This is a genomic window from Pseudomonas sp. B13(2017) (assembly GCF_002113245.1).
GTDB classification, from domain to species: Bacteria; Pseudomonadota; Gammaproteobacteria; order Pseudomonadales; family Pseudomonadaceae; genus Aquipseudomonas; species Aquipseudomonas putida_Z.
The window spans coordinates 17,999-39,910 of record NZ_NEJX01000006.1 but is presented as its reverse complement, the minus strand read 5'-3'; the positions used below and the strand labels follow the sequence as shown (position 1 = coordinate 39,910).

Genomic DNA, 21,912 nt, shown 5'->3' with positions numbered 1-21,912 from the left:
CCCACAGTTTTGCCCATCACGGCGTACCGTTACGGCCATGCAGGTGATAGGCCGGGCGCTCGCTCAGCCGCTCGTAATAATCGCGCACGGCCGGCAGGTGCGGGTGCTCGAACGGCGTTTCGAACCAGCGGTTGACCGACAGGCCAATGGGGATGTCGGCCAAGGTGAACTGGCTGCCGGCCACGTAGGCACCGGTGCTTGCCAGCTGGCGGTCGAGAATGTGCATGTAGCGCGCCCAGTCCGCGCAGCCGGCGGCCAGGGCCTGTGGGTCCTGGTGGGCGGGCGAATGCCTGACCAGCGACATGAACGCGTAGCTCCAGGAACGGTTGAGGTCCGAGGCCTGCCAGTCGATCCACTGGTCGATCCTGGCCCGAGCCTGCGCCTCGCCCGGGTAGAACCCGGTGGCGCCATAGCGCGTGGCCAGGTAGCGGATGATGCTGTTGGATTCCCACAGGGTGAAGTCGCCATCCTGGATCACCGGGATCATGGCGTTGGGGTTCAACGCAAGGAACTCGGCGCTGTCCGTGGGCTTGAAACCCGCCCCCCAGTCTTCGCGCTCGAACGCGACCTCGAACTCGGCGCACGCCCACAGGACTTTTCGTACATTGATGGAGGAGGCTCTGCCCAGTATCCGTAGCATGGTGTTCATCCTTGTGGGGGGAGATTGATCGTCCGTCACTGCCGGTTGCCGGTCAAGAGCCTGAGTGGTGGTGGAGCATCCCCTTTGTAGGTTCCTTGTAGTCCATTTCCGAAAGTAAGCCTTTCCACCCCCAAGGTTATTGTGGCGGGGCAGGCAGCGCCCTAGTCTCGGCACGCTCGTAACCCCGAGGAATGGACATGGACAAAGACACTCCGAAAGAAAGCAGCAACCTCAATGTCGTGCGTGCAGCGGGCCGTTTTGGCAACGGCGGCGCCGAACTGGTGCAGATGAACGCGCAGTTGCCAATGCGTACGGCGCTGATGGAGGCCTCGAGCATCATGGGCTGCATTACCGAACTCACCCGCAAGGCCATCGACCGGCCCGGTGACCGCAAGGCGATGATGCAGGCCACGTATTACCTGGCAGGCATGGCCAAGGCGCTGATCGACGGCCAGTTGCAGCAGTTGCGCCAGGCTCGGGGAGGCGAGCAGGAGCCTTAGTCAGACTTGCCTGGGGACCATGAACTTGGCACCCTTGGCCAGTTTGAATCTCTGTATCACGACAGAAGGAAGTTCGCATTGAGCTGGGACAAGGTGGGGAAACTCCTCGTAGCCGTGCTGCTTGGCCTGATGGTCCTGCTGACCGCCTATGGGTTGCTCAGGGGCAACCCGCGCCTGGAGGCATCGCTGACCTATGCCTACCTCACCTATCCCAGCCAGTTCAGCGAACGCATCACCAAAGCCAGCGAGCAGCTCAAGTACGAGCAGTTGCAGGGGCGTATCAATGCCATCAGCGAGGGCGGGCTGAGCCACGATCAGGTCGAGCGGCTGATCGAAATGGCCCAGGCGCCGTATGCCCAGCTGTTCGCCAAGCCCTTCGAGGCCGGGCTGGTCGACCACCGTACCGGTCTGCTCATCGAGCTGCGCAACAGCGGTGATGCGCAGGTGCGCCAGGTGAAAATCCGCCTGCCGGCGAAAGGCCTGGTACAGGTGCGCGATGCAGCTGGCAATGACACCATCCTTGAAACCTCCACCATGCAAGCGGACATCCCCGTCATCGAGCCGGGTGGCGCGTGCAAGGTATGGGTGTATTTCGATGCGGACTACTCACAGATCCGCCAGGGCGGGGTCAGCATCAGTCACGCCGATGGCAAGGCTGACATACAGGTTTACCGCGAGGTCATCGGTTTCCCGGCCTGGGTGGCCCGTTACAGCCGCGAGCTGATGGTGCTGCTGGGCGTATTGGCGGCCAGCGTGCTGGGCCTGGGGTATGCCTGCCTGTCGCGTCGCCGCGTGGCGTGAGCTTGCCGGGCGTGTCTTCAGGGCAAAGGACATTTGCCGCAAACTCAACAATCGCCCGTTGACAACCCTCTATAGTGCTCGGCATTACAAGACCCATGCCGAGCCTGCCCGATGATCCCCTCCCTGGACTCCATTTTTTCCCGCCTGCGCCTGCGTCAGTTACGCCTGCTCATCGAACTGGACCGCTGCGGCTCCCTGCACAAGGCGGCGGAGGCCATGGCGATTTCCCAGCCTGGTGCAACCAAGGCCTTGCGCGAGGTGGAGGAGGTGCTGGGTGTGCCGTTGTTCCAGCGCCTGCCCAGCGGCCTGGTGGCCAATGACGTAGGCCGTTGCGTGGTGCGATATGCGCGCTTGATTCACAGTGACCTGGGGCATTTGCGCGAAGAGGTGCTTGGCATCGTCCAGGGCCAGGGTGGGCGGCTGGCGGTGGGTAGCATCATGGGTGCCATGCCGACCCTGGTCGGCGCCCTCGGGCGGTTGCGCCGCAAGCAGCCGCAACTGGCGGTGGAGATCGCCGAGAACACCAGTGCCAACCTGCTGGCCCAGCTTGATGAAGGGCGCCTGGACCTGGCCATCTGCCGGCCAGGGCTGGGCCGCAACGCGGCGGACTACGCCTTTGTCGAACTGGCCCAGGAGCCGCTGGCGGTGGTCGCGCACCCGCAGCACCCGCTGGCCGGTGCGGCGGCGCTGGAAGTTGGCGACCTGAGCCAGTATCGCTGGATCGTCTACCCGGCGAACATGCCAATGCGCCAGGCGCTGGAGCGTGAGTTGAGCGAGGCGGGGGTGGAGGTGCCACGCTACCCGCTGGAAACCTTCTCCACCTTCGCCACCTTCATGCTGCTGGAAGACGACCCGACGCTGGTGGCGGTGATCCCCAGCGCGGTGGCGGCCTTTGCCGAGCAGCGCGGGTTGCTGGTGTCGCTGGCAGTGCAACTGCGGGCACTGAGCGAGCCGTTCGGGATCGTGCACCGGGTAGCAGCGCCGCTGTCGCCGGCGGCGCGGTTGCTGGTGGAGGAGCTTACGGCCGGTTGAGCCCTGTTGCGGCCCCCTATGGGAGCGGGTCTACCCGCGAAGAATACGACGCGGTGGATGGCACCGGCTACGCCGGTGTTCGCGGCCACGGCCGCTCCCACAGGTAAAGCGTGAACCCGAAGCCTGCGCCGTACCTGTGGGAGCGGGTTCACCCGCGAAGCAGGCGACGCGGTGGATGGCACCGGCTGCGCCGGTGTTCGCGGCTGAAGCCGCTCCCACAGGTACAGCGCAAGCCCGAAGCCTGCGCCGTCCCTGTGGGAGCGGGTTCACCCGCGAAGCAGGCGACGCGGTGGATGGCACCGGCTACGCCGGTGTTCGCGGCCACGGCCGCTCCCACAGGTAAAGCGTGAACCCGAAGCCTGCGCCGTACCTGTGGGAGCGGGCAAGCCCGCGAAGCAGGCGACGCGGTTGATGGCACCGGCTACGCCGGTGTTCGCGGCCACGGCCGCTCCTACAGGTAAAGCGTGAGCCCGAGGCCTGCGCCGTACCTGTGGGAGCGGGTTCACCCGCGAAGCAGGCGACGCGGTGGATGGCACCGGCTCTGCCGGTGTTCGTGGCTGAAGCCACACAGGGATCTCGCAATCTAGGTCTCAGAACTGCCGCTCGCGGTAATCGATCAAGCTGGAAAACACCGCAATCAACACCGCAGCCACCACAAAGAAGATCAGCGCAAAGAAGTAATCCCCGGTGAACTGCACGATCAGCCCGATCACGATCGGCACCAGCACTCCGGCCATGTTGCCGCAGAAGTTCATGGTGCCACCCAGCACGCCGGTGCGCGACGGCCCGCCGATGATCGCCGGCAGGCACCAGTACATCCCACACCAACGGATGAAGAACATCGCCACGCACAGCAGGCTGATCACCGCGACGGTCTCGCCCACATAGGCTGCCGCCAGGATGCACAGCGCCGCCACCAGCGCCGAACCGCTGAACATGGTGCGCATCACCAGGTTCGGCGAGGCACCGCTGGCCCGCCAGCGGTCACCGATCCAGCCGCCGATCAGTTCGCCGACAAACCCGCACATGAAGATCAGGAAGGTCGCCCCGCCCATGGCCGAGATGTTCAGGCCGTGGGCCTTGTGCAGGTAGCTCGGCATCCAGGTCAGCAGGCCGTAGAACACTGCCAGGATGCAGCTGTAGCCGGCGAACATGGCAAAGATCGAACGGTCCTTGAGCAGCTCGCGCAGCGGCAGCCTGGCCTTGGCTGCCGCGGCATGGGCGCTGGCGTTGCCTTCGGTGATGTGGCGCAGCTCGGCCTCGTTCACCCCCGGGTGCTCGCTGGGGTGGTTGCGGATGTACTTCCACGCCAGGATGCCGGCCAATACGGTGCCGACCCCGGCCACCACGAAGGCCAACCGCCACGAACCCAGCCAGGCAATCAGCCCGGAAATCAGGATCGCCCCCAGGGCGCTGCCCAGCGGCGCGCCGCCATCCACCAGCACCGCGCCACGGCCACGTTCGTTAGGCGTCAGCCAGGCGCCATTGAGCTTGGCCCCGGCGGGCATGATCGGCGACTCGGCCACGCCCAGGCCGATGCGCGTCAGCAGCAGTACCAGCCAGTTGTGCGAGGCCGCGCCCAGTGCCTGGAACAGGCCCCAGGCCACGGTTGCCGCGCCAATGATGCCGCGGGTGTGGAAGCGGTCCAGCAGCATGCCGCCAGGGATCTGCATCAAGGCATAGGACCAGAAGAACGCACTGAGCATCAGCCCTTCCATGGCCGGCGTCAGGTTGAATTCGGGGGCGATCAGCGGCAGCGCCACCGACAGCGAGGCGCGGTCGATGTAGTTGATTGCGGTCAGCAGCAACAGGATCAGGAAGATGCGCCAGCGCACCGTGGTCATCGGGGCCGCAGCGGGCAGCGCCAGGTCGGCCGGGGAGGGGATGGTCTTCATCGCAGGAGCTCGTTGTTGTGATTATCGGGAGGCGTAGCAACTACGCAGGCCGATTGTTGGAGCGCTGGCGGCAGTGCAGGTAATGAAAAGAGCTGATCCGCCAATAACGCCTGCTTATTACCCAGGCAGGGGATAAGCAGTGGTTATTGGCGGATCAGCTCTTTTCATTATCGGTGGCCCTGGCCCGCGCTCTAGATTGCCCCGGCACGGCCCGCCAGCGTCACGGCGGGCACAACAAGAACAACGCAGTTGCCTGAGGACCCCTCATGAGCCAATTCCAGTTCCATTTCCCCACCATTGCCAAATGTGGCGCGGGCCTGGCCGACCAGGCCGGTGCGCTGATCAAGCCGTACGTGGACGGCACCCTGCTGGTGGTCACCGACCAGGGCCTGATCGACGCTGGCATCCTGGCCGGCTTCTTCGCCTCGCTGGAGCAGGCGGGCATCGACTACCAGCTGTTCTGCGCCGTTGAAGCCAACCCCAGCACCGACGTGCTCGACGCTGCCGTGGCGCTGCTGAAAGAGCGCAACTGCACCGCCGTGATCGGCGTGGGCGGCGGCAGCAGCATCGACACCGCCAAGGGCGTGGCGGCGATGGCCACCAACCCTGGCAACATCCTCGACTATGAGGGCTACGACAAACTGACCCAGCCGCCGCTGCCGATCTTCGCCATCCCGACCACCTCCGGTACCGGCAGCGAATGCACGGCGTCGACCGTGTTCACCAACAAGCGCACGCTGTTCAAGACGGTGATCGTCAGCCCGCGGCTGTTCCCGCGCCTGGCCATCCTCGACCCGGCACTGACCCTGAAGCTGCCTGCGGCCATCACCGCCGCCACCGGCATGGATGCCCTGACCCATGCCATCGAGTCGTATGTGTCGCGCCAGGCCAACCCGATCAGCCAGGCCATGGCCCTGCAGGCCATTCGCATGATTGCCGGCAGCCTGGAAAAAACCTACTTCGTCGGCACCGACATGGCGGCCCGCGAGCAGATGCTGCTGGGCTCGTTCCTGGCCGGGGTGGCGTTCTCGCAATCCAAGCTGGGCAACGTGCATGCCATTTCCCACACCTTCGGCGGGGTGTTCAACATCCCCCATGGCATCGCCAACGCCGCCCTGCTGCCTTACGTGATCAAGTTCAACCTGCCGGCCTGCCCGGAGCGCTTCCGCGACATCGCCATTGCCCTGGGCGCCGATGTGACCGGGCTCAGCGTGGAGCAGGCCGCGGCACGCACGGTAGATGCAGTGGTGGCCCTGAACCAGGCCATTGGCATTCCCGCGACCATCCGTGAATTGGGCGTGGACCTGGAGTTCCTGCCGCAGATGGTCAGCGACTCGATGCGCAGCGGCAACGTGCTGGTCAACCCACGCCTGACCACCGCGCGCGATGTCGAGCGCCTGATCACTGACGCCTACCACGGCAACCTCTGAATCTCTTACGGAACCACGAACATGTTCTATGAAATGCGTACCTACACCCTGCACATCGGCAAGATGAAGCAGTACCTGGAGCACTTCGAAAAGGAAGGCTTGCCGGTGATCTCGCGCTACGCCAAGCTGGTGGGCTGGTGGTACACCGAGATTGGCGAACTGAACCAGGTGGTGCACATCTGGGCCTACGAGAGCCTTGACGACCGCATCGAGCGCCGCGCCGCCCTGTACCGCGATGCGGACTGGCTGGAGCGCTTCATTCCCGTGGCCTTCCCGATGCTGGTGCGGATGGAATCGAAGCTGTTGATGCCTGCCGCGTTTTCGCCGATCCAGTGACCCTGTAACTGCATTGCATCAAGGAGCAACCCAATGGATCTAGGCATTACCGGTCGCTGGGCCATCGTCTGCGCGGCCAGCCAGGGCCTGGGCAAAGGCTGCGCCGAGGCGCTGGGCAAAGAAGGCGTCAACCTGGTCATCAATGCCCGCACCCAGGCCACCCTGGAGCAGACCGCCGCCGAGTTGCGCGCGGCCTGCCCGGGCATCGAGGTGCGCACCGTGGCCGGTGATGTCGCCGACGCCGAGGTGCGCCAGGCGCTGCTGGCAGCCTGCCCGCAGGTGGATATCCTGGTCAACAATGCCGGTGGCCCGCCCCCGGGCGACTTCCGCGACTGGGGCCGCGAGGACTGGCTGAAGGCACTGGACGCCAACATGCTTACCCCCATCGAGCTGATCAAGGCGGTGGTCGATGGCATGGCCGAGCGCGGGTTTGGCCGGGTGGTGAACATCACCTCCGGCGCGGTGAAGGCGCCGATCGATATTCTTGGCTTGTCCAATGGTGCGCGCAGTGGCCTGACCGGCTTCATCGCCGGCCTGGCCCGTCAGCAGCGCCTGGCGGGCAGCAACGTGACGCTGAATAACCTGCTGCCTGGGGCGTTCGACACGGCGCGCCTGCAGAAGACCTTGAAGGCGGCAGGTGGCGATGTGGAAGCCACCGCCCAGTCGCGACGCAAGGCCATCCCGGCGGCTCGCTTTGGCAGTGCCGGCGAGTTCGGCGCTTACTGCGCGTTCCTGTGCAGTGCGCATGCCGGGTACATCACTGGGCAGAACCTGTTGATCGATGGTGGGGCGTTCCCCGGTACCTTCTGAGTCGCCTGACTGAACGTAGGTCCCTGTGGGAGCGGCTGAACCCTAATCCCGGTCAGCTAGGCAAATTGGGGCCGCTTTGCGGCCCTTCGCGGGCTTGCCCGCTCCCACAGGTTTGGCGCGGGGCTCAGAAAATGCGCGGTTCCTGTGGGAGCGGGCAAGCCCGCGAACACCGGCGAAGCCGGTGCCATGCACCGTGTCGCTTTCTTCGCGGGTGAACCCGCTCCCACAGGTACCGTGTCAGCCTTCAGGCGCGGCGATCAGTGAATCGCCACGGGGTTGATGTTCACCTGGGTCGAGCCCTTGTACAGCGGCTGGCCCAGCACGAACAGGAACTCGAACGCCTTGTCCTTCACCAGCGCGCGGGTGTCGATCAGCTCCAGGTTGTAGATGCCGCGCTTGGCCAGCATGAACTGGTTGACCGGGAATTCTTCACCGGTCGGGTTCGGGTACACCTCCGAAGCCCAGGTATCGCCACCAAAGGCGACAATGCCCTGGTCAGCCAGCCACTCGGCCGCCGGCAGGTCGATGCCCGGTTCGGTGGCGAGGAACTGCTGGTTGTCCTTGCCGATCAGTTCCAGCCAGCCGGTGTTGAACAGCACCACGTCACCCTTGCGCAGGGTAATGCCTTCTTTCTTGAGCACGGCCTTGATGTCGTCGACGGTGAACGAGGTGCCGCCCGGCACGATGGCCTTGCCGTAGTGAGCGGTCATGTCCAGCACCACGCCGCGGGTGACCATGGGCGGTACTTTTTCCACGCCAAGCTTGGTCACGCCTTCGACAGTGACGAAGTCGGCGGCCTTGTTGCCGTTGTAGTAGACGTTGTCGATACCGATGTGGCCGATGCCGTTGAGCTGGGTGCCGACGCCGGTCCAGCCGTTGACCAGTTCATCGTTGAAGCTGAACTTGTTGCGGCCCAGGGTCTGGCCGGCCTGTTCGCCAGGCTGGATGTTGTACAGGTGGAAGCTGCGGTGGCGGAAGGCCGGCAGGTCTTTGCTCACCGGTACGGCCAGCGGGTAGGTCTTGCCGGTCTTGACCAGGCCGACCGCCTGCTTGACCACTTCGGGGGTGAGCAGGTTGGCGGCGCCGATTTCATCCTGTTTGCCGTAGGGCGAGGTCTGCCAGTCGGCGGCCAGGGTGGCCTGGGCAGTGGTCGCCAGTGCGACGGCGAGCAGCAGGGGCTTGAAGCGTTTCATCGGGTACTCCTGATAGTGAGGCGTTGTCAGGAGCAGATTCTGCGCAGGGCCAGCTATGGGAAAAAGCGGCCCGGGGGACAATGACTTTTGCTTGCCGGTCAACAACCACCCTCGTGCAGCGCCAGGCTCTGGCGCAACTGTTCGAGCATGGCCTGGCGCAGTGCCTGCGGCGCCTGCACGCGGATCGAGCCGGCCTGGGACAGCAGCCAGCCCATCAGCGCACGGTTGTCGTCGACGGTGGCGACCAGGGTGGCGCCACCGTCCGCTTGCAGCGTCAGTTGCATATCTGCCGACAGGGGCGCCGCTTCCAGGCGCCGGGCCAGCGCATCATCGACCCAGGCGTGCAACTCGACCTGTTTCGGGGGTGTGAGCGCATCGGGCTGCAGCTGCTGCGCTTCACCCAGGTTCAGGCCCGGTTGCCAGTACCAGCCGTAGGGCATGCCTTTGCTGTTGCACTGCAGCGGGAACAGCGCCGCGAGTTCGACCAGGTCGCGTTCGACGGTGCGTTTGCTGGTGATATGGCCCACGGTTGTCAGGGCGGCCTGCAACTGGGTGGAACTCATCCCCGGGTGGCGGCCGGGCAGCAGCTTGAGCAGCTGCCATTGGCGGGCGATGGTGTGACGGGTAGGGTGGCTGGGCAAAGGGCTCGTCCTTGAAGGCAGGCACGAGGCCTGCCTGGGTAGTGGCGTTTAGCTATTGCCCAGCATACCTTGTAGCAGAATGGGATCCAAGTTCTCGCGCACGGCCTTCAGTCCAGGCGCGTCACCCATTTGCCTGCGCCTTGGCCCTCTTTCAGCTGCCGCAGAGCCTGTGGCAATGCCGAGAAGGCGAACTCGCGGCGCTGTGGCGCGATCAGGCTGCCATCGGCGACGGCCTGCAGCAGGCGTTCACCGGCCACGCGCAGGGCTTGGCGATCTGCCAACCGGCCATGGGCATGAATGCTGTTGAGCGCCACTTCATGCAGCGAGATCGCCGTGCCGAAGGCGGGCGTTGGCGCGGTTTCCTGGCGGTCCTGGATGCACACCAGGTGGCCGTTGTAGCCGAGCAGGTGGGCAAGGCTGCCGGCATGGGCACCGCTGACGGTGTCGAACAGGGCATGCAGCGGGCGCTCGCCCAGGGCGGTCTGCAGTTGGTTCTGCCAGTCGGCGTCGTGGTAGTCGAACACCCCACTCACACCAAGGGCCTTGAGCGTGGCGTGGTGGCGTTGGCCGGCACTGGCCCACACGCGCAGGCCGCGTTGCGCGGCCAGTTGCGCGAGGTAGAAGCCCACCGCGCCACCGGCGCCGATCACCAGCACGTCGCAGCTGGCACCTTCGGGCACCTTGGCCAGGGCCTGCCAGGCGGTCAGGGCGGGGCAGGGCACGGCAGCCGCGGCGGTGTCGCCGAGCGCACTGGGGATATGCATCACCAGGCTGGCATCCAGCAGGCAGTGCTCGGCAAAGCTGCCGTCACGCGCCAGCGATTGGTGGTAGGCAACGCGGCTGCCCAACGGCATGTCGACGCCTGCGCCAACGGCGACTACCACACCGGCGCCATCCACGCCCGGGACCGTGCCTTGCTGCCAGGCAGGGTGGCCCCATTCGCAGATTTTCCAGTCCACCGGGTTGAGGGCAATGGCGCGGTTGGCCACCAGCACCTCACCGGGGCCGGGTTGTGGCAGGGGTTTACGCAGCAGTTGCAGGCCGTCTAGGCCGGCGTTCGGGGTCCAGGCCCAGGCTTGATGATCGGTTGGCATGGTGCGGGTCCTTTCGAGACGGGTGTGGGCGGCAGGCTAGCGGGGATCGGGCGGGGGAAACAGGTGCGGTGATGGCAAGGTGTTTTGACTGGAAGACAAAAAAGCGGGGCCGCTGTGCGGCCCATCGCAGGCAAGCCAGCTCCCACAGGTACAGCACCAGCCTGGAGCCTGTGCAATTCCGGTGGGAGCTGGCTTGCCTGCGATGGGCTGCAAAGCAGCCCCAATTCATTCAGCCCCGGGTTTCGACAAGGCTGTTTTGCCTGGTAGCCGGGGTTGAATTCAGATAGCCAGGCTGTCGACCACGCCGCCGTCGACCCGCAGCGCTGCACCGGTGGTGGCGGACGAGTAAGGGGAGGCGAGGTACACCGCCAGGTGGGCGACTTCGTCGACATCGGCGGCGCGTTGGATGATCGAGCTCGGCCGAGCAGTACGCACGAAGTTGTCGGCTTCTTCACGAATGCTGCGCCCGGACGCCTGGGCTGCATCAGCCACCAGCGCGGCCACGCCGTCGGTCAGGGTCGGGCCGGGCAGCACTGCGTTCACGGTGACCCCGGTGCCGGCCAGGCGCTTGGCCAGGCCATGCGATACCGCCAGGTTGGCAGCCTTGGTGACGCCGTAGTTGATCATGTCGGCAGGGATGGCGATGCCCGATTCCGAGGAGATGAACAGGATCCGCCCCCAACCTTTCTCGACCATGCCCGGGGCATAGTGGCGGGCCAGGCGCACGCCGCTCAGTACGTTGGTGTCGTAGAAGCGCGTCCACTCGCTGTCGGCCACGTCGAAGAAGTCGACGTCGTCGTAGATGCCCAGGTTGTTGACCAGGATGTCGGCCCGTGGGTGGGCGGCGAACAGGGTTTCGGCACCGGCGGCGGTGCCCAGGTCGGCGACCACGCCGTGGATCTGCCCACGGCCACCTTGCTCGCGCAGTTCGGCCAGGGCGGCATCCAGCGACTTCTGGCTGCGGCCGGCAATGACTACGTCAGCGTTGGCGCGGGCCAGGCCGCGGGCGATAGCCAGACCAATACCGCCGGTCGAGCCGCTGATGATGGCGGTGCGTCCGCCGAGGTCGATGTTCATGGAATGGCTCCTGTGGGTGAGTTGCATCGATAGGAGCCATCCTAGTGAAGCGCGGTCAGACTGTAAAAGACGTAATTCGACTGAGTTCAGACCTTGTTGGACTTATCAAGCCCTTGCTCGGCCAATGCCAGCACCCGCTCGCGGAAAATGCCCACGATCGGCCGCAAGTCGACCTGGTGCCAGACCGCCCACAACTGCTCGCTGGGCTGGAACCAGTCCAGCTGGCGCAGCACCACGGTAGGCCCGGCGCTGGCCGACAGGCTGCTTTGCACCATGGCCAGGCCCAGGCCGGCGGACACCAGGCCGAGCACGCTCAGCGGGTCGTTGGCCTCCAGCGACAGGCGCGGGGTGAAGCCGGCATCGCCACAGCGGGCGATGAAATCGTCACGCTTGTGGCCCTGGTCGGGCTGCCCACCGGTGATGATCCAGTCCTGTTCGTGCAGGTCGGCGGGGGTCAGTTCGGCCTTGCTGGCCAGCGGGTGCGCGGCCGGGATGGCCAGGAGCAATGGGTCGTCCAGCACCGGCTGGCCGCGCAGGTCGGGGTCATTCTTTGGCGGCGGCTCGCAAACCAGGGCAATGTCCAGGCTGCGCTGACGCAGGCCTTCGAACTGTTCGTTGGGGGTCATGTTGTACAGCGCAATATGAATGTTCGGGCGCTCGCCACGAATGGCCCGCACCGCGCCCGGCAGCACGCCGGCGTGGATGGCGTGGTTGACGTAACCGATGCACAGCCCGCCTTCCTCGCCACGGCCCAGGCGCTTGCCCAGCGATTCCAGGCGCTCGGCATGCTTGAGCAGGCCACGCGCTTCGGCCAGGAAGGTGCGCCCGTCCCTGGTCAGGTACAGGCGCTGGTTGCGCCGTTCGAACAGCGCCAGGCCAAGGTTGTCCTCCAGCTGGGCGATCTGCCGGCTGAGGGGGGATTGGGAAATATGCAGCTGCTCGGCGGCCCGGCCGACGTTCTCGCATTCGGCGACGGCTACGAAGTAGCGCAACTGACGTAGATCTTGCATGAGACCTCCTGGGACTTAACTATCAACAATTATGACTTGGGCGGTCTCGATCTTGCCAGCGTGCCATGCGTTCACTTCGTCGGTTGAGCATGGCGAGATCAACGCAAGGGGAGGGCACGCCCGCTCCCACAGGTACAGCGCTGTTTCAACTGCAGCGCTGTACCTGTGGGAGCGGGCGTGCCCGCGAATGCGTCTATCCAGGCAACAGAAAAGATTGACCCTTTCGCAATAGCCCAGTCGCAACCTTTGCTTCCAGATCAAAACTCATTGTCCCGTCCCCATCTTTTTCCCATCCCCGCGTCCCCCCGAGAATTCACCCATCCCAACCTTCCACAGGTGATTCTCAAATGCCTCTCGCCTTGTTAGCCCTGACCCTGGCAGCCTTCGCCATCGGTACCACGGAATTCGTGATCGTCGGCCTCATCCCGACCATCGCCAATGACCTGGCGGTCACCCTGCCTTCGGCCGGCCTGCTGGTCAGCCTTTACGCCCTCAGCGTCGCCATCGGCGCGCCCCTGCTCACCGCCATGACCGGCCGCGTCCCGCGCAAGCTGTTGCTGGTCGGCCTGATGGCGCTGTTCACCGCCGGTAACCTGGTGGCCTGGCAGGCGCCCAGCTACGAATCGCTGATCATGGCGCGCATCCTCACCGGCCTGGCCCACGGGGTGTTCTTCTCGGTCGGCTCGATCATCGCCACCAGCCTGGTGCCGAAAGAAAAGGCCGCCAGCGCCATCGCCACCATGTTCAGTGGCATGACCGTGGCCTTTGTCACCGGCATCCCGCTGGGTACCTTCATCGGCCAGCACTTCGGCTGGCGCGTTACCTTCCTGGTGGTGGCTGCCTTCGGCCTGGTGGCGCTGCTCGGCGCACTGCTGTTCGTGCCCAAGCGCATCCAGCACAGCCAGCCGGCACCGCTGCTGCGCCAACTGCGGGTGATGCTGCAACCGCGCCTGCTGCTGGTGTATGCCATGACTGCCGTGGGTTACGGCGGCTCGCTGATCGCCTTCACCTTCCTTGCCCCGATCCTGCAGGACATCGCCGGCTTCGGTGCCAACAGCGTCGCCCTGGTGCTGCTCGCCTACGGCGTTTCGGTTGCCCTGGGCAACATTTGGGGCGGCCGCCTGGCCGACCGCAAAGGCCCGGTCAAGGCACTGTCGATCATCTTCCTGCTGCTGGCCGTGGTGCTGCTGGCGCTGACCTTCACCGCGCCGCATCCGGTGCTGGTGGTAATCACCGTACTGGCCTGGGGCGCGGTGGCCTTCGGCAATGTGCCGGGCCTGCAGGTGTACGTGGTGCAGCAGGCGGAAAAGGTCGCCCCCGACGCAGTTGACGTGGCTGCCGGTTTCAACATCGCCGCCTTCAACCTGGGTGTGGCCGGTGGCTCCTGGGGCGGTGCCCAGGTAGTGCAACAGCTCGGCCTCGGCCACACCCCATGGATTGCCGCGCTGGTCACCCTCGGTGCCCTGGCCCTGACCCTGTACAGCGGCCGCCTCGACCGCCGCGTACCTGCCCAGCCACAACCTGTCGTCAGCCGCGCCTGACCCCTGATTCGCCTTACGGAGATGCTCGTAATGACTCAAGATCCGCTGTTCCAACCCCTGCAATTCGGCGCCCTTAACCTGCCCAACCGCGTACTGATGCCGCCGATGACCCGCTCCCGCGCCGCCCAGCCTGGCGATGTACCGACCGCGCTGATGGCCGAGTACTACGCACAACGCGCCAGTGCCGGGCTGATCGTCAGTGAAGGCACCTGGATCTCGCCACTGGGCAAGGGTTACGCCCGCACCCCGGGTATCCATACCCAGGCGCAGATCGACGGCTGGCGCCTGGTCACCGAGGCGGTACATGCCGCAGGCGGGCGCATCTTCGCCCAGCTCTGGCACGTCGGCCGTCTCAGCCACAGCAGCCTGCTCGGCGGCCAGGCACCGGTGTCGTCCTCGGCGATGCAGGCCGAAGGCGTGAACGTGTTCATCGACAATGCCGACGGCACCCCAGGCTTTGTCCAGGCCTCGAAACCACGCGCATTGAGCGAAGCGGAAATTGCCGAGATCATCGAGCAGTACCGCCAGGCTGCGCGCAATGCCATGGCGGCCGGTTTTGATGGTGTCGAGTTGCACGCGGCCAACGGTTACCTGGTCAACCAGTTCCTCGATTCCGGCGCCAACGACCGCACCGACCGCTACGGCGGTTCGCTGGAAAACCGCCTGCGTTTCCTCGACCAGGTCACCCGTGCGCTGGTCGAAGGCACCGGCGACGCCCAGCGTGTAGGTGTACGCCTGGCGCCGCTGACCACGCTCAATGGCTGTGTCGATGCCGACCCGGTCACCACCTATACCGCAGCGGCCAAGCGCCTGGGCGAAATCGGCATCGGCTACCTGCACATTGCCGAAGCCGACTGGGATGACGCGCCGGACATGCCGGTGGACTTCAAGCAACAGCTGCGGGCGGTGTTCCCCGGGGTGATGGTGTATGCCGGCAAATACACCGGCGAACGTGCACGGCGTGCGCTGGAGGAGGGCTGGGCTGACCTGATCGGCTTCGGCCGACCATTCGTGGCCAACCCGGACCTGCCGGCGCGATTGAAACTGGATGCACCCTTGGCCGAGCACGAACGGGCCACGCTGTTTGGCGGTGATGCCCATGGCCTGACCGACTACCCGGCACTGGCAACAGCCTGACCCCGACCGCTCCTCATGGAACTGCAAATGACTCATTGAGTTAGCAGGGACCCTGTGGGAGCGGCTTTAGCCGCGAACACCGGCGCAGCCGGTGCCATGCACTGCGTGGGGTTCAAAGGGCTGGGCGATCTCCCACAAACACGGCATTTCGCCTGTCGTGTCTTACCTCTGTGCTTGAGCAGTGACGACTTGTTTGTGTCCTATATATGGACCAAAATATGGCTCTTTATTGAGGGTGAAAACATGCAAAAGATATTCGCTGACGTGGCCGTAAGCGTGTCGGAACTGAAAAAGAACCCATCCGCGGTGATGACCGGCGCTGCGGGTATGCCCGTCGCCGTGCTCAATCACAACCGCGTGATGGGTTACATGGTGCCGGCCGAACTGTACGAGGCCATGATGGAGCGCTTGGAAGATCTCGAATTGAGCGAACTGGCCAAGTCGAGGTTGGGTGAAAAAGGCGTACCGGTATCCCTGGATGACCTATAAACTCGAATTCCTGCCTTCGGCACTGAAAGAGTGGGGCAAGCTAGGCCACACCGTGCGCGAACAGATCAAGAAAAAACTCGCCGAGCGCCTGCAGTCACCCAAGGTACAGGCCGACGCGCTGCGTGACCTGCCGAACCACTACAAAATCAAGCTCAAAGCCTCTGGATATCGCCTCGTCTATCGAGTCGAGGACGAGCGTATCGTTGTAGTGGTGGTATCGGTTGGCAAGCGCGAGCGTAGCGAGGTGTATCGATCCGCTCAGAAGCGGTAAACGCCATCATGGCCATCAACCAAACGCCGCACGCTGCCAATGCGCCTCGCTTACGATCGCAATGTTCGCACCCGCTTCCCTGATTTCCACTGCTTTCTTGATCTTCGTGCCATAACTGCTGTGCAGCCACTGCTCGTTGCCAATACTGCCAATGACCAGGTAGTGGATCTTCTTGCTCACCCCCGCGGCGATTGACCCCCCACGTTCGACTACCAGCGCTTCGCATGCTTTGCGAGGCCCGTAAGCCATTGTGCCGGTAAACAGGAACATGCGGCCTGTCCACTCCAGTGTGGGTTCGGGGTTATCGAGTGGCAGTGAGGTGGGTGAAGAGAATGGGTTGTCGCTGCAGCGCGGCTTGCCGGTGAACTGCTGCAATAGCTCAAGCAGTTCAGCCGACTCGGCAGCATCCAGCATATTGTCCTTGAGCATGTCGCTCAGGCGCCGGTACAACAAATTGATGACCGGATCCTCAAGATGAACGAGTTGCTGCTCCATCCATCCTTTGAGGAACTCGGCTTATTGTTGATTGACCTGATTGTCAGCAGTCAGGCCCGCAGCGATTCCAATCAACCCATCAACCGAGCGCTGCGCGATCCGCGCTTCGTGAAAAAAGCGGCTGTTCTGAAATTCCTGGTGAAGATCGACCATTCCCTGTTCCTCGTTTCTATTCCGTCAGCATCACAGCATTGGCGTATTTCTCCTGGTCCGGTGTGAACGTTGTCAGCATGCCGGTGTGATTACAGGTCAGGGTGAGCTCTGTTCGCGTATCGATGAACAGATCCTCGCCGCGAAGGCCCTGCCATTGCGCCAGGTACTTGAACGAACCGTACTTCATCGGTTTCTTCAAAGCGCGATCATGGCCACCTTTCCAACCTAGCACCGGGAGTGCGCCATCGGCGCAGTGCCGGGCAAGTTCTGGCTGGGCCAGAGCCCGCTCACGGCCAATCTCCCAGCAGCGGATCAAGCCCTCGTCGGGCCCCTTCCATGCTTCTTCCCAGGTGATCAAGGGGCGGATGGGGTGATGAATGGGGCGTCGAATGACCCCGGTAGCTCGATCCATGACTGAGATTGTCCGTAATGTTCAGTTGGCCTGGATGCTACTAATTGGCCACTATCGTGTCCAGTGCTCGCCGACCCCAGCTCTGCGTTCAGTCAAGGCTCTGCTGCAACGCCTCGATAAACACCTCTTCCGCGCGGCTGAAGCGTTGCTCCCTGTTCCACAGCAGGTGGATATCCACATCGGCAATCCCTTCCTGCGGCGGCAGCTTCCACAGCAACCCGGCGTCTACATCCGGCGCCACCACATGCTCGGGCAGGCAACCTATGCCAAACCCGGCAATCACCAGCCGGCGCACTTCTTCAAGGCTTGGTGACGATGCCACGATCCGCCCGGCAAACCCTTGCTGGTCGCGGAAAATGGTCAGTGGCGACAGCATGCCGCCAATCTGGTCACTGGTGAAACTGACGAAGTTCTCCCGCTGCAGGTCGCCTTCGTCCTGGCCGAACAGGGCATGGTGCTTGCCACAGAAGAACGCATAGCGCTGGCGCAGGAACAACCGTTGCTCCAGCCGTGGCTGCGCCCGCCGGTTCAGGCTGAGGCCCGCCGTGGCGGTTTTTTCCTGCAGGGCGGCGACGATGTCGGAGCTGCGCATCACGTCGATCTCCAGCTCCACCCGCGGGTGCTGGCGGTGGAAGTCGGCGAGGAAGTCGTCGAAGCGTTCGTTGACGATACGGCTGATCATCAGCAGGCGTACCTTGCCCACCAGTTCGTCCGCCGGCTGCTCCAGCAAGCCGCCAATCTGCGACATCTGCCCATAGACCTCGCCGGCCAGCTGGAACAGCTGCTCGCCCATTTCCGTCAGCACGAAACGCGGCCCGCGGCGGGCGATGAGCTGGCGGCCAAGCTGTTCTTCAAGGCGCTTGAGCGCCTGGCTCACTGCCGGCTGGGTGAGGTGCAGGCGGGCGGCCGCGCGGCTGATGGACAGCTCCTGGCCGATGACCCGGAAGGTGCGCAGCAGGTTCCAGTCGAGGCGGTCGTTGAGCAGACGGTCGGGCATGGCAGGGCTCGATAATAAGCAGGGCTAATATTTCGAATAATAAATAGAAAATTGACTAATCATAGCCCCGGGCCGATAAATCGCAGGTATCGAGGCCTGCCGAGTCGGTGCTGGCCTCTTCGCGGGCTTGCCCGCTCCCACAGGGTCACCACAAGTTTCGAATGCTGCGCAGTACCTGTGGGAGCGGGCGAGCCCGCGAAGAAGCCAACACCGATTCAACAAGCCAAGCGCCACAAGAGCGCCCCCGTGCCCCTGACAACTCCTGCCAGAACAACAAGCAAAGGAGCCCCCATGAAGCCCACCGCTTCCCCCCAGCCACGCCGTGCCGCCGCCGCCGCGTTCATCGGTACCATGATCGAGTGGTACGACTTCTACATCTACGCCACCGCCGCCGCCCTGGTGTTCGGCGCGCTGTTCTTCCCCTCCGACAACAGCCTGTTCAGCACCATGGCCGCGTTCGGTACCTTCGCCGTCGGCTTCTTCGCCCGGCCGCTGGGTGGCATCGTCTTCGGCCACGTGGGCGACCGTATCGGCCGCAAGAAGTCGCTGGTCATCACCTTGCTGATGATGGGCATCGTCACCGTGGGCATCGGCCTGCTGCCGACCTACGCACAAATCGGCGCCAGCGCGCCGGTACTGCTGATCCTGCTGCGCATCGTCCAGGGCATTGCCGTGGGCGGCGAGTGGGGCGGGGCGGTGCTGATGGCCGGTGAGCATGCCCCCAAGGGCCGGCGCAACTTCTTCGCTTCGTTCGCCCAGCTGGGCAGCCCGGCGGGCCTGATCCTGTCGCTGCTGGCCTTCGGCGCGGTCACCCGCCTGCCGGAAGAAGACCTGATGAACTGGGGCTGGCGCGTGCCGTTCCTGGCCAGCGCGCTGTTGCTGCTGGTGGGCCTGGCGATTCGCCTGGGGGTGAATGAGTCGCCCGAGTTCATCGCCAGCCGCGAGCAGGCGGAAAAGGCCCGGCGCAAGGAGCAGGCTCCGGTATTCGAAGTGCTGCGCACGGCCTGGCGCCCGCTGTTGCTGTGCATCGGTGCCAATACCCTGGGTATTGCCGGTGTCTACTTCACCAACACCTTCATGATCAGCTACACCACCCAGCAGTTGCACCTGGAGCGTTCGTTGATCCTGGAGTGCCTGTTCTTCGTGGCGATCATCCAGTTCTGCGTGCAGCCGTTGGCCGCGTGGCTATCGGAAAAGATCGGTGCCACCCGCTTCCTGGCCCTGGTCGCGCTGCTGGCGATGGCCTCGCCTTACCCGATGTTCGTGCTGGTCAGCTCGGGCCAGGGCCCGTTGATCGTACTCGGCATTGCCCTGGCCGCCGCGTGCATGGCGTCGTTCTACGCGGTGATCGCCGGCTACGTCAGCGGCATGTTCGACACCCGCGTGCGCTACACCGCCATTTCCCTGGCCTACCAGATCTGCGGCGCCATCGCGGGCGGCCTGACCCCGCTGATCGGTACCTGGCTGGCCCACACCTTCACCGGCCAATGGTGGCCGATGGCGGTGTTCTACACCCTGATCGCCACCATCTCGCTGGTCTGCGTGCTCGCCCTGGCGCGCCAGTACGCCCGCAGCCAGCGCCTGGAACTGGCCTGATCGAACCGCTTTTTTCTGGAGTACCCGCACATGTTGAAATGCAATGGCGAACGCCTGTGGGCGAGCCTGATGGCCATGGCCGAAATTGGCGCTACCGCCCGTGGCGGCAGCTGCCGCCTGGCCCTGAGCGACGAGGACAAGGCTGGCCGTGAACTGTTCAGCCACTGGTGTCGCGAAGCCGGCCTGACGCTGACTGTGGATGCCATCGGCAACCTGTTCGCTCGCCGTGCTGGCAGCGACCCCGATGCAGCGCCGGTGATGATGGGCAGCCACCTCGACACCCAACCTGAGGGCGGCCGTTTCGATGGTGTCTACGGTGTGCTGGCAGGCCTTGAAGTGGTGCGCCGGCTCAATGACCTGAACATCCAGACGCGCAAACCGCTGGAAATCGCCGTATGGACCAACGAGGAGGGCGCCCGCTTCACCCCGGCCATGTTCGGTTCGGCGGTGTTCACCGGCACCCTGGCATTGGACGAAGCGCTGGCCATTCGCGACGCCGATGGCATCAGCGTCGCCGACGAACTGCAACGCACCGGTTACGCCGGCCGGCGCCCGCTGGGCGGCCAGGTCGATGCCTATTTCGAGGCGCATATCGAGCAAGGTCCGATCCTTGAAGACAACGCCAAGGCCATTGGCGTGGTCAGCGGCGGGCAGGCCATCCGATGGCTCGACGTCACGGTCGAAGGCATGGCCGCACACGCCGGCACCACGCCGATGCCGCTGCGCAAGGATGCCCTGTACGGCACCGCACGGATGATCCAGGCGGTCGAGCAACTGGCTGCCGATTTTGCCCCCGAAGGCCTGACCACGGTGGGTGAACTGTCCATCGCCAAGTCCTCGCGCAACACCATTCCGGGGCTGCTGAAGTTCACCGTCGACTTGCGTCATCACCGGGATGAAGCCATCGAGGCGATGGAGCGCGACCTGACGTTGAAGCTGCAAGCCATCGCCAATCAGCGCGGGTTGCAGGTGCGTATCGAGCGCCATTGGGTAAGCCCGGCCACACCATTCGATGCCGATTGCGTAGCCGCCGTGCAGCAGGCGGTGGATGGCCTGGGTTATGCCCAGCAGTCGATCGTCAGCGGTGCCGGCCACGACGCCATCCTGCTGGCCCGCTACTGCCCGACCGCCATGGTGTTCATCCCTTGTGTCGGCGGCCTGAGCCACAACGAAGCCGAAGACGTGTTGCCCGACGACGCCCGCCAGGGCGCCGATGTACTGCTCAATGCCGTGCTGGCCCGCGCGGGCCTTATCGAACAAGGAGACGCCTGATGCGTTGCTACTTCCACCCCGAACAACTGCTGCACCACCCACGCAGCTACTACTCGCGCGGCGCCATGCGCACCCCGCAGGAAGTCCCCGAACGCGCCCAGCGCCTGCTGCAGGCGGCGAAGGATCTGGGCTTCGACATCCATCAGCCCGAGGACGCCGGCCTCGAACCGCTCAAGGCAGTGCATGGCGAGGCCTACCTGGCCTTCCTCGAAGAGGCCCATGCGCGCTGGAAGGAAGTACCCGAGGACTGGGGCGACGAGGTCATGTCCAACATCTTCGTGCGTGAACCCAACGCCCTGCGCGGCATCCTCGCCCGGGCCGGGCGCTACCTGGCTGACGGCAGCTGCCCGGTAGGCGAACACACCTGGCGCTCGGCCTATTGGTCTGCGCAAAGCGCAGTGGCCGGTGCCAAGGCCATTCTCGACGGCGAGCCGGCGGCCTATGCCCTGTGCCGGCCGCCAGGCCACCATGCGCGCTTCGATGCAGCCGGTGGTTTCTGCTACATCAACAACGCCGCTGTCGCTGCCCAGGCCTTGCGCAGCCGCTACAGCCGCGTGGCCATCCTCGATACCGACATGCACCACGGGCAGGGGATTCAGGAAATCTTCTACGACCGCCGGGATGTGCTGTATGTGTCGGTGCATGGCGACCCCACCAACTTCTACCCGGGTGTGGCCGGGTTCGCGGACGAGCGTGGCAGCGGTGCGGGGGAGGGGTACAACCTGAACTTGCCGATGGCGCACGGGGCTAGCGAAGCGGACTTCATGGGCCAGCTGGAGATCGCGCTGGCAGCGGTGAAGGACTTTGGCGCCGAGGTGCTGGTGTTGTCGCTGGGGTTCGATATCTACGAACTCGACCCGCAGAGCAAGGTGGCGGTGACGACTGAAGGGTTTGCGGTATTGGGCGAGCGGATTCGGGCGATGCGCATGCCGTGCCTGATCGTGCAGGAAGGGGGGTATCACCTGGAGAGCCTGGAGGCGAATGCGCAGGCGTTTTTTGCCGACAAGGCGGACTGGCGATAAGTGCCAGGGGGCGGCAGCCGAGGAATGGCTGCCGGCCTCTTCGCGGGTGAACCCGCTCCCACAGGGAT

General features: G+C 64.6%; 22 protein-coding genes and 1 pseudogene. 13 read left to right on the top strand and 10 right to left on the bottom strand.

The window, feature by feature from the left end; genetic code table 11:
• Positions 1 to 16: 16 nt before the first annotated feature.
• Positions 17 to 640, bottom strand: a complete 624-nt coding sequence (locus CAG44_RS10185) for a glutathione S-transferase family protein (protein WP_025338582.1) — start codon at positions 638 to 640, stop codon at positions 17 to 19.
• A gap of 197 nt (positions 641 to 837) precedes the next feature.
• On the opposite strand from CAG44_RS10185, the gene CAG44_RS10180 reads away from it, so the two are divergent.
• The 3 genes from CAG44_RS10180 to CAG44_RS10170 all read left to right on the top strand — a co-directional run bounded on the left by CAG44_RS10180 (position 838) and on the right by CAG44_RS10170 (position 2,973).
• Positions 838 to 1,140, top strand: a complete 303-nt coding sequence (locus CAG44_RS10180) for a DUF3077 domain-containing protein (RefSeq protein WP_025338583.1) — start codon at positions 838 to 840, stop codon at positions 1,138 to 1,140.
• A 78-nt stretch (positions 1,141 to 1,218) separates the two neighbouring features.
• Positions 1,219 to 1,941, top strand: coding sequence for a hypothetical protein (locus tag CAG44_RS10175; protein WP_085692052.1), 723 nt, complete (start codon positions 1,219 to 1,221; stop codon positions 1,939 to 1,941).
• Positions 1,942 to 2,052: 111 nt separating this feature from the next.
• Positions 2,053 to 2,973: a LysR family transcriptional regulator gene (locus CAG44_RS10170; RefSeq protein WP_085663248.1), complete on the top strand. Its 921-nt coding sequence runs from the start codon at positions 2,053 to 2,055 to the stop codon at positions 2,971 to 2,973.
• Between the two features lie 590 nt (positions 2,974 to 3,563).
• Here the strand turns inward: CAG44_RS10170 and CAG44_RS10165 are convergent.
• Positions 3,564 to 4,868 (bottom strand): MFS transporter, encoded by a 1,305-nt coding sequence (locus tag CAG44_RS10165; RefSeq protein ID WP_075044788.1) that lies wholly within the window; start codon positions 4,866 to 4,868, stop codon positions 3,564 to 3,566.
• A 266-nt stretch (positions 4,869 to 5,134) separates the two neighbouring features.
• On the opposite strand from CAG44_RS10165, the gene CAG44_RS10160 reads away from it, so the two are divergent.
• The 3 genes from CAG44_RS10160 to CAG44_RS10150 are packed head-to-tail and all read left to right on the top strand — an operon-like array spanning position 5,135 to position 7,444.
• Positions 5,135 to 6,298: an iron-containing alcohol dehydrogenase gene (locus CAG44_RS10160; RefSeq protein WP_085692051.1), complete on the top strand. Its 1,164-nt coding sequence runs from the start codon at positions 5,135 to 5,137 to the stop codon at positions 6,296 to 6,298.
• A 21-nt stretch (positions 6,299 to 6,319) separates the two neighbouring features.
• Complete coding sequence (locus tag CAG44_RS10155) at positions 6,320 to 6,634, top strand: NIPSNAP family protein (RefSeq protein WP_013972037.1); 315 nt, start codon at positions 6,320 to 6,322, stop codon at positions 6,632 to 6,634.
• A gap of 33 nt (positions 6,635 to 6,667) precedes the next feature.
• Positions 6,668 to 7,444, top strand: a complete 777-nt coding sequence (locus tag CAG44_RS10150) for an SDR family oxidoreductase (protein ID WP_025338589.1) — start codon at positions 6,668 to 6,670, stop codon at positions 7,442 to 7,444.
• Positions 7,445 to 7,701: 257 nt separating this feature from the next.
• Here the strand turns inward: CAG44_RS10150 and CAG44_RS10140 are convergent, their stop codons facing one another.
• From CAG44_RS10140 to CAG44_RS10120, 5 genes are all read right to left on the bottom strand, one after another.
• Positions 7,702 to 8,637, bottom strand: a complete 936-nt coding sequence (locus tag CAG44_RS10140) for a cyclase family protein (protein ID WP_025338590.1) — start codon at positions 8,635 to 8,637, stop codon at positions 7,702 to 7,704.
• 98 nt (positions 8,638 to 8,735) lie between these two features.
• Positions 8,736 to 9,278, bottom strand: a complete 543-nt coding sequence (locus tag CAG44_RS10135; protein WP_085692050.1) for a WYL domain-containing protein — start codon at positions 9,276 to 9,278, stop codon at positions 8,736 to 8,738.
• Between the two features lie 107 nt (positions 9,279 to 9,385).
• The gene (locus CAG44_RS10130; RefSeq protein WP_085692049.1) at positions 9,386 to 10,372 is read right to left on the bottom strand and encodes a zinc-binding dehydrogenase; all 987 of its coding nucleotides are present in this window, start codon (positions 10,370 to 10,372) and stop codon (positions 9,386 to 9,388) included.
• Between the two features lie 279 nt (positions 10,373 to 10,651).
• Positions 10,652 to 11,449: an SDR family NAD(P)-dependent oxidoreductase gene (locus CAG44_RS10125; protein ID WP_025338593.1), complete on the bottom strand. Its 798-nt coding sequence runs from the start codon at positions 11,447 to 11,449 to the stop codon at positions 10,652 to 10,654.
• 86 nt (positions 11,450 to 11,535) lie between these two features.
• Positions 11,536 to 12,459 carry a LysR family transcriptional regulator gene (locus tag CAG44_RS10120; protein WP_085692048.1) on the bottom strand — a complete coding sequence of 308 codons (924 nt, stop codon included), beginning with the start codon at positions 12,457 to 12,459 and terminating at the stop codon, positions 11,536 to 11,538.
• Between the two features lie 347 nt (positions 12,460 to 12,806).
• Here CAG44_RS10120 and CAG44_RS10115 point away from each other — a divergent pair, with 347 nt between their 5' ends.
• The 4 genes from CAG44_RS10115 to CAG44_RS10100 all read left to right on the top strand — a co-directional run bounded on the left by CAG44_RS10115 (position 12,807) and on the right by CAG44_RS10100 (position 15,897).
• Positions 12,807 to 14,000: an MFS transporter gene (locus CAG44_RS10115; RefSeq protein ID WP_025338595.1), complete on the top strand. Its 1,194-nt coding sequence runs from the start codon at positions 12,807 to 12,809 to the stop codon at positions 13,998 to 14,000.
• 30 nt (positions 14,001 to 14,030) lie between these two features.
• Positions 14,031 to 15,137 carry an alkene reductase gene (locus tag CAG44_RS10110; protein WP_085592741.1) on the top strand — a complete coding sequence of 369 codons (1,107 nt, stop codon included), beginning with the start codon at positions 14,031 to 14,033 and terminating at the stop codon, positions 15,135 to 15,137.
• Positions 15,138 to 15,380: 243 nt separating this feature from the next.
• Complete coding sequence (locus CAG44_RS10105; RefSeq protein WP_085692047.1) at positions 15,381 to 15,626, top strand: type II toxin-antitoxin system Phd/YefM family antitoxin; 246 nt, start codon at positions 15,381 to 15,383, stop codon at positions 15,624 to 15,626.
• The gene (locus tag CAG44_RS10100; protein WP_003259987.1) at positions 15,616 to 15,897 is read left to right on the top strand and encodes a type II toxin-antitoxin system RelE/ParE family toxin; all 282 of its coding nucleotides are present in this window, start codon (positions 15,616 to 15,618) and stop codon (positions 15,895 to 15,897) included. The genes CAG44_RS10105 and CAG44_RS10100 overlap by 11 nt, the downstream gene beginning before the upstream one ends.
• Positions 15,898 to 15,912: 15 nt before the next feature.
• Here CAG44_RS10100 and CAG44_RS10095 read toward each other — a convergent pair.
• From CAG44_RS10095 to CAG44_RS10085, 3 genes and pseudogenes are all read right to left on the bottom strand, one after another.
• Positions 15,913 to 16,545: pseudogene (locus CAG44_RS10095) on the bottom strand (BRCT domain-containing protein).
• Between the two features lie 16 nt (positions 16,546 to 16,561).
• Positions 16,562 to 16,957: a hypothetical protein gene (locus CAG44_RS10090; protein ID WP_085619223.1), complete on the bottom strand. Its 396-nt coding sequence runs from the start codon at positions 16,955 to 16,957 to the stop codon at positions 16,562 to 16,564.
• 88 nt (positions 16,958 to 17,045) lie between these two features.
• Positions 17,046 to 17,954 (bottom strand): LysR family transcriptional regulator, encoded by a 909-nt coding sequence (locus CAG44_RS10085; protein WP_063913754.1) that lies wholly within the window; start codon positions 17,952 to 17,954, stop codon positions 17,046 to 17,048.
• 291 nt (positions 17,955 to 18,245) lie between these two features.
• Here CAG44_RS10085 and CAG44_RS10075 point away from each other — a divergent pair, with 291 nt between their 5' ends.
• The 3 genes from CAG44_RS10075 to CAG44_RS10065 are packed head-to-tail and all read left to right on the top strand — an operon-like array spanning position 18,246 to position 21,844.
• On the top strand, positions 18,246 to 19,550 hold the full coding sequence (locus CAG44_RS10075; RefSeq protein ID WP_025338598.1) for an MFS transporter: 1,305 nt from the start codon (positions 18,246 to 18,248) through the stop codon (positions 19,548 to 19,550).
• Between the two features lie 30 nt (positions 19,551 to 19,580).
• Positions 19,581 to 20,822 carry a Zn-dependent hydrolase gene (locus CAG44_RS10070; protein ID WP_085692046.1) on the top strand — a complete coding sequence of 414 codons (1,242 nt, stop codon included), beginning with the start codon at positions 19,581 to 19,583 and terminating at the stop codon, positions 20,820 to 20,822.
• Entirely contained in the window at positions 20,822 to 21,844 is a 1,023-nt protein-coding gene (locus CAG44_RS10065; protein ID WP_085692045.1) for a histone deacetylase family protein, read from the top strand. The genes CAG44_RS10070 and CAG44_RS10065 overlap by 1 nt, the downstream gene beginning before the upstream one ends.
• Positions 21,845 to 21,912: the final 68 nt, after the last annotated feature.

What these genes read in the sequence shown, in the direction of transcription:
- CAG44_RS10110 (WP_085592741.1), top strand. Translation starts at nt 14,031, where the DNA reads ATGACTCAAGATCCGCTGTTCCAACCCCTGCAATTCGGCGCCCTTAAC.
- CAG44_RS10090 (WP_085619223.1), bottom strand. Translation starts at nt 16,957, where the DNA reads ATGGATCGAGCTACCGGGGTCATTCGACGCCCCATTCATCACCCCATC.
- CAG44_RS10070 (WP_085692046.1), top strand. Translation starts at nt 19,581, where the DNA reads ATGTTGAAATGCAATGGCGAACGCCTGTGGGCGAGCCTGATGGCCATG.
- CAG44_RS10125 (WP_025338593.1), bottom strand. Translation starts at nt 11,449, where the DNA reads ATGAACATCGACCTCGGCGGACGCACCGCCATCATCAGCGGCTCGACC.
- CAG44_RS10105 (WP_085692047.1), top strand. Translation starts at nt 15,381, where the DNA reads ATGCAAAAGATATTCGCTGACGTGGCCGTAAGCGTGTCGGAACTGAAA.
- CAG44_RS10180 (WP_025338583.1), top strand. Translation starts at nt 838, where the DNA reads ATGGACAAAGACACTCCGAAAGAAAGCAGCAACCTCAATGTCGTGCGT.
- CAG44_RS10065 (WP_085692045.1), top strand. Translation starts at nt 20,822, where the DNA reads ATGCGTTGCTACTTCCACCCCGAACAACTGCTGCACCACCCACGCAGC.
- CAG44_RS10155 (WP_013972037.1), top strand. Translation starts at nt 6,320, where the DNA reads ATGTTCTATGAAATGCGTACCTACACCCTGCACATCGGCAAGATGAAG.
- CAG44_RS10115 (WP_025338595.1), top strand. Translation starts at nt 12,807, where the DNA reads ATGCCTCTCGCCTTGTTAGCCCTGACCCTGGCAGCCTTCGCCATCGGT.
- CAG44_RS10170 (WP_085663248.1), top strand. Translation starts at nt 2,053, where the DNA reads ATGATCCCCTCCCTGGACTCCATTTTTTCCCGCCTGCGCCTGCGTCAG.
- CAG44_RS10165 (WP_075044788.1), bottom strand. Translation starts at nt 4,868, where the DNA reads ATGAAGACCATCCCCTCCCCGGCCGACCTGGCGCTGCCCGCTGCGGCC.
- CAG44_RS10120 (WP_085692048.1), bottom strand. Translation starts at nt 12,459, where the DNA reads ATGCAAGATCTACGTCAGTTGCGCTACTTCGTAGCCGTCGCCGAATGC.
- CAG44_RS10100 (WP_003259987.1), top strand. Translation starts at nt 15,616, where the DNA reads ATGACCTATAAACTCGAATTCCTGCCTTCGGCACTGAAAGAGTGGGGC.
- CAG44_RS10140 (WP_025338590.1), bottom strand. Translation starts at nt 8,637, where the DNA reads ATGAAACGCTTCAAGCCCCTGCTGCTCGCCGTCGCACTGGCGACCACT.
- CAG44_RS10075 (WP_025338598.1), top strand. Translation starts at nt 18,246, where the DNA reads ATGAAGCCCACCGCTTCCCCCCAGCCACGCCGTGCCGCCGCCGCCGCG.
- CAG44_RS10185 (WP_025338582.1), bottom strand. Translation starts at nt 640, where the DNA reads ATGCTACGGATACTGGGCAGAGCCTCCTCCATCAATGTACGAAAAGTC.
- CAG44_RS10150 (WP_025338589.1), top strand. Translation starts at nt 6,668, where the DNA reads ATGGATCTAGGCATTACCGGTCGCTGGGCCATCGTCTGCGCGGCCAGC.
- CAG44_RS10085 (WP_063913754.1), bottom strand. Translation starts at nt 17,954, where the DNA reads ATGCCCGACCGTCTGCTCAACGACCGCCTCGACTGGAACCTGCTGCGC.
- CAG44_RS10130 (WP_085692049.1), bottom strand. Translation starts at nt 10,372, where the DNA reads ATGCCAACCGATCATCAAGCCTGGGCCTGGACCCCGAACGCCGGCCTA.
- CAG44_RS10160 (WP_085692051.1), top strand. Translation starts at nt 5,135, where the DNA reads ATGAGCCAATTCCAGTTCCATTTCCCCACCATTGCCAAATGTGGCGCG.